This window comes from Pectobacterium betavasculorum, assembly GCF_000749845.1.
GTDB classification, from domain to species: Bacteria; Pseudomonadota; Gammaproteobacteria; order Enterobacterales; family Enterobacteriaceae; genus Pectobacterium; species Pectobacterium betavasculorum.
On sequence record NZ_JQHM01000022.1, the window covers coordinates 22,628 to 30,913 of the forward strand.

At 48.5% G+C, this 8,286-nt stretch carries 8 protein-coding genes; all 8 read right to left on the reverse strand.

The genetic code is table 11. The annotated features are described in order from the left end of the window. Positions 1-99: 99 nt before the first annotated feature. On the reverse strand, positions 100-4,128 hold the full coding sequence (gene rpoB / locus KP22_RS20050; RefSeq protein WP_039308700.1) for a DNA-directed RNA polymerase subunit beta: 4,029 nt from the start codon (positions 4,126-4,128) through the stop codon (positions 100-102). Between the two features lie 327 nt (positions 4,129-4,455). Further along, on the reverse strand, positions 4,456-4,821 hold the full coding sequence (gene rplL, locus KP22_RS20055) for a 50S ribosomal protein L7/L12 (protein ID WP_039308702.1): 366 nt from the start codon (positions 4,819-4,821) through the stop codon (positions 4,456-4,458). A gap of 66 nt (positions 4,822-4,887) precedes the next feature. Then, positions 4,888-5,385: a 50S ribosomal protein L10 gene (rplJ, locus tag KP22_RS20060; protein WP_011091858.1), complete on the reverse strand. Its 498-nt coding sequence runs from the start codon at positions 5,383-5,385 to the stop codon at positions 4,888-4,890. Between the two features lie 317 nt (positions 5,386-5,702). Then, on the reverse strand, positions 5,703-6,407 hold the full coding sequence (gene rplA / locus KP22_RS20065) for a 50S ribosomal protein L1 (protein ID WP_039308708.1): 705 nt from the start codon (positions 6,405-6,407) through the stop codon (positions 5,703-5,705). Positions 6,408-6,410: 3 nt separating this feature from the next. Continuing rightward, the gene (rplK, locus tag KP22_RS20070) at positions 6,411-6,839 is read right to left on the reverse strand and encodes a 50S ribosomal protein L11 (protein ID WP_039308711.1); all 429 of its coding nucleotides are present in this window, start codon (positions 6,837-6,839) and stop codon (positions 6,411-6,413) included. Positions 6,840-7,001: 162 nt separating this feature from the next. Beyond that, positions 7,002-7,547, reverse strand: a complete 546-nt coding sequence (nusG, locus tag KP22_RS20075; protein WP_005970339.1) for a transcription termination/antitermination protein NusG — start codon at positions 7,545-7,547, stop codon at positions 7,002-7,004. A 1-nt stretch (position 7,548) separates the two neighbouring features. Then, entirely contained in the window at positions 7,549-7,932 is a 384-nt protein-coding gene (gene secE, locus KP22_RS20080; RefSeq protein ID WP_039308715.1) for a preprotein translocase subunit SecE, read from the reverse strand. Between the two features lie 237 nt (positions 7,933-8,169). Next, positions 8,170-8,286, reverse strand: a 117-nt coding sequence (locus KP22_RS22055; RefSeq protein ID WP_076995039.1) for an EF-Tu C-terminal domain-related protein, incomplete at its 5' end; no start/stop codon positions are given.

Genomic DNA, 8,286 nt, shown 5'->3' on the forward strand with positions numbered 1-8,286 from the left:
TATGCCGTTAAAGCAACCATGCTGTTAAAAACAACATGGTCGTTAAAAACAGCGTTCAGGTGTCCCTATGACGAATGCCAGCAATACAACGGGCTGGAATTACTTTTCTTCCAGCTCGATGTTGATACCCAGCGAGCGGATTTCTTTCAACAATACGTTGAAGGATTCCGGCATGCCTGGTTCCATCTGATGATTGCCATCCACGATGTTTTTATACATCTTGGTACGGCCGTTTACGTCATCAGACTTAACGGTCAACATTTCTTGCAGGGTATAAGCTGCACCATAAGCTTCCAGCGCCCACACTTCCATCTCACCGAAGCGTTGACCACCGAACTGCGCCTTACCACCCAGCGGTTGCTGAGTAACCAGGCTATAAGAACCGGTGGAACGGGCATGCATCTTATCGTCAACCAAGTGGTTCAGTTTCAGCATGTACATGTAGCCCACTGTAACCTGACGCTCAAATTGCTCACCAGTACGTCCATCGTACAGAGTAATCTGACCGGAGGTAGGGATACCGCCCATCTGCAACAGTTCCTTGATTTCTTTCTCTTTTGCACCGTCGAATACTGGCGTTGCAATTGGCATACCTTTCTTCAGGTTTTCAGCCAGACGCATAACTTCTTCGTCTGAGAAAGTACTCAGGTCGACTTTTTGACGCACATCGTCGCCCAGATCATAGGCTTTCTGGATAAATTCACGCAGTTTGGTCACTTCTTCGTGCTGCTTAAGCATGGCGTTGATTTTCTCGCCGATACCTTTTGCAGCCATACCCAAGTGGGTTTCCAGAATCTGACCGATGTTCATACGTGAAGGTACGCCCAGCGGGTTCAGTACGATATCGACCGGCGTACCGTTCTCATCGTAAGGCATATCTTCGATCGGGTTGATCTTGGAGATAACACCTTTGTTCCCGTGACGACCTGCCATCTTGTCACCCGGTTGAATCTGACGCTTAACAGCCAGATAAACCTTAACAATTTTCAGCACGCCTGGTGCCAGATCATCGCCTTGGGTGATTTTACGGCGCTTCGCTTCGAGTTTTTTCTCAAACTCGTGCTTCAGCTCATCATACTGTTCTGCCAACTGTTCCAACTGATTCTGTTTATCTTCATCAGTCAGACCCAGTTCCAACCAGCGCTCGCGCGGCAGCTTGTCCAGTTTGTCAGCTTCTACGCCACCAGAAACCAGCACAGCGTGGATACGTGCAAACAGGCCCGCTTCCAGAATCTGCAACTCTTCAGTCAGGTCTTTCTTCGCCTGCTTCAACTGCATTTCTTCGATTTCCAACGCACGTTTGTCTTTTTCCACGCCGTCGCGGGTAAAGACCTGTACGTCGATAATCGTACCGGAAACACCGTTTGGTACACGCAGAGAAGAGTCTTTAACGTCAGACGCTTTCTCACCGAAAATCGCGCGCAGCAGTTTCTCTTCTGGCGTCAGCTGGGTTTCACCTTTTGGCGTAACCTTACCAACCAGAATGTCACCACCGGTTACTTCCGCACCGATATAAACGATGCCAGACTCATCCAGTTTAGAAAGTGCTGCTTCACCCACGTTCGGGATGTCCGCAGTAATTTCTTCAGGCCCCAACTTGGTGTCACGAGACACACAGGCAAGTTCCTGAATGTGGATGGTTGTAAAGCGATCTTCCTGAACAACACGCTCGGAAACGAGGATGGAGTCTTCGAAGTTGTAACCATTCCATGGCATAAATGCCACGCGCATATTCTGACCCAGCGCCAGTTCACCCAGATCGGTGGACGGGCCATCGGCCAGAACGTCACCACGTTCTATAGGCTCTCCCAGAGATACGCACGGCATCTGGCTGATGCAGGTGTTCTGGTTAGAACGGGTATATTTGGTCAGGTTATAGATGTCGATCCCGGCTTCGCCCGGATACATTTCATCGTCATTAACGCGGATTACAATACGAGATGCATCCACGTACTGTACTGTACCACCACGTTTGGCTACGGCAGTTACACCGGAGTCAACCGCAACAGCGCGTTCCATACCCGTACCAACTAGCGGCTTATCAGCACGTAAGGTCGGAACAGCCTGACGTTGCATGTTCGCACCCATCAGGGCACGGTTGGCGTCATCGTGTTCCAGGAACGGAATCAGAGATGCACCGACAGAAACCACCTGCTGTGTGGAAACGTCCATATATTCAACCTGATCGCGGCTGAACAAGCTGGACTCACCTTTGTTACGGCAGGTAACCAGTTCGTCGATGAAACGGCCTTCTTCGTCCAAATTGGTGTTTGCCTGTGCGATAACGAAGTTACCTTCTTCAATCGCAGACAGGTAATGGATCTCATCCGTCACCACGTTTTCACGCACGCGACGATACGGGGTTTCAAGGAAACCGTATTCGTTCGTTTGCGCATAAACGGACAAGGAGTTGATCAGACCGATGTTCGGACCTTCCGGCGTTTCGATAGGACAAACACGACCATAGTGAGTTGGGTGTACGTCACGAACTTCAAAGCCAGCACGTTCACGCGTCAGACCACCTGGACCCAATGCAGAGATACGACGTTTGTGCGTAATCTCGGACAGCGGGTTGTTCTGGTCCATAAACTGTGACAGCTGGCTCGAACCGAAGAACTCTTTCACGGCAGCCGAAATCGGCTTGGCGTTAATCATGTCCTGCGGCATCAGCGTATCAAGATCACCCAGAGACAGGCGCTCTTTAACAGCACGTTCTACACGCACCAGACCAACGCGGAATTGGTTTTCTGCCATTTCGCCAACGGAACGGATACGACGGTTGCCGAGGTGGTCGATATCATCCACTTCGCCTTTACCGTTACGGATATCAATGAGCTTCTTCATCACGTCGATGATGTCATCTTTGCTCAGGATACCGGAACCTTCGATCTCGTCACGCAGCAGAGAACGGTTGAACTTCATACGGCCAACCGCAGACAGATCGTAGCGGTCTTCAGAGAAGAACAAGTTCTCGAACAGCGTTTCCGCTGCTTCACGCGTTGGTGGCTCACCAGGACGCATCATGCGATAGATTTCAACCAGTGCGCTCAGACGATCGCTCGACGGATCGACACGCACGGTTTCAGACATATATGCACCATGATCAAGATCGTTGGTGAACAGTGTCTCGATACGTTTGTGACCAGACTGGCTTAATTTAGCCAGCAGATCCAGCGACAGCTCCATGTTGGCTGCGCCGATCAGTTCACCAGTGCTCTCGTCGATATAATCTTTGGACAGTACCTTGCCAGCAATATATTCAACAGGCACTTCAATGCGCTCAATACCATCTTTCTCTAACTGACGGATATGGCGTGCAGTGATGCGGCGACCTTTTTCGATATAAACTTTACCGTTCGCTTCAATATCAAACGACGCAGTTTCACCACGCAAGCGCTCAGGAATCAGATCCATCTGCAATTTATTGCCATTGATTTCATAGACAATTTTATCGAAGAAAAGATCGAGAATCTGTTCGGTGGAGTAACCCAGCGCGCGCAGGATAATAGTCGCAGGCAATTTGCGGCGACGGTCAATACGGACAAACAGGTTATCCTTCGGATCAAACTCGAAATCCAGCCAGGAACCACGGTAAGGAATAATACGTGCGTTATACAGCACCTTACCTGAAGAGTGGGTTTTACCTTTGTCGCTATCGAAGAACACGCCAGGACTACGGTGCAACTGAGACACGATTACACGCTCAGTACCGTTGATCACGAAGGTACCGTTATCGGTCATGAGCGGAATTTCGCCCATGTAAACTTCTTGTTCTTTGATGTCTTTAACGGTGCCTTCAGGCGCTTCGCGCTCGTAGATCACCAGACGCAATTTAACGCGTAGCGGCGCAGAGAACGTTACACCACGGATTTGACATTCTTTAACGTCAAACACTGGCTCGCCCAAGCGATAGCTAACGTATTGCAGCTCTGAATTACCGCTATAGCTTTTTATAGGGAAAACAGAACGGAATGCAGCTTCCAAACCGTACTGACCTTCCGGGTCTTGCTCGATAAATTTCTGGAACGAGTCAAGTTGGATAGAAAGGAGATAAGGTATGTCCAAAACCTGTGGACGTTTACCAAAATCCTTACGAATGCGTTTTTTCTCGGTATAGGAGTAAACCATAGGGTTCCTCAGCTAGCTGACAAGTCGAACCACTCTGTCTGCCCTAATAAGGACAGTTCATGCAACACTATTTATGGTTGGTCGGAAAATAGAGAACTTTCCGTAATACGTCTTTCTATTACTCTTAAACCATTTCGTTGCTCTTGCTTAGGCAAGGGGCCCATACAGGAAAGCAGTATATTAAGTCGTCAATAGAAAAAAATATTGGGGAAATCAATGGCTAAACAGTGTGAAACCCCATTGATGCCCTACAGCGCAAAAAGGCTGGTGACTAAAAAGTCACCAGCCATCAGCCTAATAACTCAGGCTGTAACCTGAAAGGTTGGCTTATTTAACTTCAACTTCTGCGCCAGCTTCTTCCAGTGATTTTTTCAGTGCTTCAGCGTCATCTTTGTTCACGCCTTCTTTCAGAACTGCCGGAGCAGATTCAACCAGATCTTTGGCTTCTTTCAGGCCCAGACCAGTTGCGCCACGCACAGCTTTGATTACAGCAACTTTGTTAGCGCCGATAGCTTTCAGCACAACGTCGAACTCAGTTTTTTCTTCAGCAACTTCAGCTGGGCCAGCAGCAACAGCTACAGCAGCAGCAGCAGAAACACCGAATTTTTCTTCCATAGCGGAAACCAGTTCAACAACATCCATTACAGACATAGCTGCTACTGCTTCCAGAATTTGATCTTTAGTGATAGACATAACAATTGTTCCTAAGAATCAGAAATAGTTTATACGTTAGCAAGTGCGTTAAAAAAGAAAGCGTTATTACGCTGCTTCTTTTGCATCGCGAACAGCTGCCAGAGTGCGAACCAGTTTGCCTGCAGCGGCTTCTTTCATGGTCGACATCAGACGTGCCAGTGCTTCTTCGTAAGTCGGCAGCGTTGCCAGACGGTCAATTTGAGCCGCCGGGATCAGCTCACCTTCAAAGGCTGCAGCTTTGACCTCAAATTTTGCATTCGCTTTCGCGAAATCTTTGAACAGACGAGCAGCAGCGCCCGGGTGTTCCATAGAATATGCAATCAGGGTCGGACCAACAAACGTGTCTTTCAGGCATTCAAATTGAGTGCCTTCAACGACGCGGCGCAGCAGGGTGTTACGAACAACACGCATGTAAACGCCAGCTTCACGACCTGCTTTACGCAGTTCGGTCATTTTATCAACGGTAACGCCGCGAGAATCCGCAACAACCGCAGACAGCGCACCTTTGGCTACTTCGCTGACTTCAGCAACAATCGCTTGTTTGTCTTGAAGATTTAATGCCATTAGCTTTTGCTCCTGGATTTAGCCGGAGAAACTCTCCGGAACTCACTTCACTTATCGCCAAAATTAGAGATAAGCGTTGAAACACGGTGAGCAGAATCCAGTAAAAAATTATTCTTTATAAAAAAGAAAAACGTTATTTAGGCTCTGTCACCGTCTACGCAGGAGAATTAAGTTTCTTGCGAAACACCTGCGGTCTTGGACGGAGGCCTGGATAGGCCAGGCTCCAACCGAAAAATTCTTGCGTCGATCCACTTAAGGAACAACGGGCGTAAAATTATAGGTAAATCCCACGCCCGAGTAAAGCGGAACAAAAGCTATTAGTTAGCAGCGGCGTTCAGACCGCTTTGGTCGATAGCAACGCCAGCGCCCATAGTGGTAGACAAGCTAACTTTCTTGATGAACACGCCTTTCGCCTGAGATGGTTTTGCTTTTTTCAGCGCAACCAGCAAAGATTCCAGGTTTTCTTTCAATTTGTTAGAATCGAAATCAACCTTACCGATAGTGGTATGGATGATGCCGTTCTTGTCGTTACGATAACGAACCTGACCGGCTTTAGCATTATTAACTGCTTCAGCAACGTTAGGCGTTACAGTACCCACTTTCGGGTTTGGCATCAGGCCGCGCGGCCCGAGCAGTTGACCCAATTGGCCAACAACGCGCATTGCATCTGGAGAAGCAATAACAACGTCAAAGCCCATTTCGCCTTTCTTGATCTGATCAGCCAGATCTTCCATGCCCACAAATTCAGCGCCAGCAGCTTTAGCAGCTTCAGCGTTTGCACCTTGGGTGAAGACGGCAACGCGAACAGAACGACCAGTGCCATGAGGCAGAACGGTTGCACCACGAACGTTTTGGTCAGATTTACGTGCATCGATGCCGAGGTTAACAGCTACGTCTACACTTTCTACAAACTTAGCAGTGGCCAGCTCTTTGAGCAGAGCAACAGCTTCGTTGATGTCATACTGTTTAGTTACATCAACTTTGTCACGGATCACGCGCATGCGCTTGGTCAGCTTAGCCATTTATTAATCCTCCACTACCAGGCCCATGGAACGAGCAGTACCTGCGATAGAACGCGCCATGGCGTCTACATCAGAACCAGTCATGTCCGCAGCTTTAGTTTCTGCGATTTCACGAACCTGAGCGCTCGTTATTTTACCTACTTTGTCTTTGTTCGGCTTGCCGGAACCAGACTTGATACCAGCCGCTTTCTTCAGCAGAACTGCTGCTGGAGGCGTTTTGGTAACGAAGGTGAAAGAACGGTCAGAATAAACAGTAATAACAACTGGAGTCGGTAGACCCTTCTCAAGGCTTTCCGTTTTAGCGTTGAACGCCTTACAGAATTCCATGATGTTAACACCTTGCTGACCCAGAGCAGGACCTACTGGTGGGCTCGGGTTAGCCATACCAGCTGCAACTTGCAGCTTGACATAGGCTTGGACTTTCTTGGCCATTTAACTTTCCTCGATTGGGTAATAGCGCCTAGTAAAAGGCTCCCCGTGGTTTGTATTACGTTTTAGTCGCCGTTAAGGCAACTAAAAAACAAAAGGCGCGAAATTATAGGTTAATTTCGCGCCATAGGCAAGTAGCTATTTTCAGCAAGTCATATCAGACAACTAGCCTTTCTCGACCTGAGCAAAGTCCAATTCAACAGGTGTCGCACGGCCAAATATAGAAACAGACACCTTCAGGCGGCTTTTCTCATAGTCCACTTCCTCGACAACACCGTTAAAGTCGGCAAACGGGCCATCATTAACGCGAACCATTTCACCTGGTTCAAACAGAGTCTTCGGACGAGGCTTGTCACCAACCTGCTGGAGACGATTCATAATCGCATCCACTTCTTTGTCACTAATTGGCGCAGGACGGTCAGATGTACCACCAATGAACCCCATAACACGAGGAACACTGCGCACAAGATGCCAACTGGCATCTTCCATAACCATCTGTACCAAAACATAACCAGGGAAGAACTTGCGCTCGCTTTTGCGACGCTGGCCACCACGGATCTCGACTACTTCTTCAGTAGGAACCATGACTTCGCCAAACAGCTCTTCCATATTATGGAGTTTGATATGCTCACGTAGAGATTGTGCTACGCGGCCCTCAAAACCAGAAAACGCCTGAACGACGTACCAACGTTTTTTTGGAGCTTCAGACATCTTAGAACCTCAGGCCAGTGATAAACGATACCAAACGGACCAGAATACCATCCAGCCCCCACAAAATCAGTGACATCACGGCGGTCACCGCGGCAACGATTAACGTGGTGTGTAACGTTTCCTGACGAGTCGGCCAAATTACTTTGCGTACTTCAGTACGCGCTTCGCGAGCAAACGCTACGGTTGCTTTACCTTTCGTGGTCAGCAGTGCCACGCCACCGGCTGCGGCGATCAGGATAACAACGGCCAATGCACGCAGAGGAAGACTCAATTCGCGGTAATAATAATTGCCAACAATCGCAACGACCAGCAAGGTACCTACTGCTAGCCACTTAATCACTTCCAGGCTACGCCCACTATCCTGAGCTTCGGTATTCGCACTCATAAACCAACCTGTCACAATGATTCAGACAAATAACTTTGCCCCGCAACTACAGGGCAACCAAACCGAAAGATGTTCTGTAAAACGAATAATTCGGTATTTACGCCGTGTCTACAGAGCCTATCTCACCAATGATTATATCTCACAATCGCTGATGAGATAGGTTCTACCATTACAGCGTAGAAAAAGGGCATCAAATGATGCCCTTTTATCGCGTGTCGCGTCAAACGTTATCAGCGATTAAGCGATAACTTTAGCAACAACGCCCGCGCCTACAGTACGGCCGCCTTCACGGATTGCAAAACGCAAACCGTCATCCATCGCGATTGGGTGGATCAGGGTAACAACCATTTTGAT

Coding starts and splice junctions, on each gene's coding strand:
- rpoB (WP_039308700.1), bottom strand. CDS start 4,128: ATGGTTTACTCCTATACCGAGAAAAAACGCATTCGTAAGGATTTTGGT.
- rplL (WP_039308702.1), bottom strand. CDS start 4,821: ATGTCTATCACTAAAGATCAAATTCTGGAAGCAGTAGCAGCTATGTCT.
- rplJ (WP_011091858.1), bottom strand. CDS start 5,385: ATGGCATTAAATCTTCAAGACAAACAAGCGATTGTTGCTGAAGTCAGC.
- rplA (WP_039308708.1), bottom strand. CDS start 6,407: ATGGCTAAGCTGACCAAGCGCATGCGCGTGATCCGTGACAAAGTTGAT.
- rplK (WP_039308711.1), bottom strand. CDS start 6,839: ATGGCCAAGAAAGTCCAAGCCTATGTCAAGCTGCAAGTTGCAGCTGGT.
- nusG (WP_005970339.1), bottom strand. CDS start 7,547: ATGTCTGAAGCTCCAAAAAAACGTTGGTACGTCGTTCAGGCGTTTTCT.
- secE (WP_039308715.1), bottom strand. CDS start 7,932: ATGAGTGCGAATACCGAAGCTCAGGATAGTGGGCGTAGCCTGGAAGTG.